At 69.3% G+C, this 287-nt stretch carries 1 protein-coding gene; it reads right to left on the bottom strand.

Features of this window, described 5'->3' with window-relative positions; all coding sequences use genetic code 11:
• On the bottom strand, positions 1-287 hold a 287-nt coding region (locus tag ACTT8P_RS38585; RefSeq protein ID WP_442836449.1), incomplete at both ends, for a hypothetical protein.

Below are 287 nucleotides of genomic sequence, written 5' to 3'. Positions count from 1 at the left end.
CCCTGGTCGAACAGCGAGTGGAAGAGCAGGCCCTCCTGCAACGGCGAGACCGGCAACACCTCCACCAGCCCCGCGACAGCCGCCTCCGCCTCCTCCACCTGACCCTGGTCCAACACCACCAACGGAAAGTCAGACGGCGTAAACCCACCACCACCCGACTCCTCCACATGCGCCACCAGACCCGACAGCATCGCCGCCCAGCCCTCGACCAGCGCCCGCGCCGACTCCTCCCCCAACAACCGCCCCGGCCACGACACCGACAACACCAACTCCGGCCCCTCGGCCAG

The sequence above is a fragment of the Streptomyces sp. JW3 genome (genome assembly GCF_052216785.1).
In the GTDB taxonomy this organism is placed as follows: Bacteria; Actinomycetota; Actinomycetes; order Streptomycetales; family Streptomycetaceae; genus Streptomyces.
This window is presented reverse-complemented; position numbering and strand designations above follow the sequence as displayed.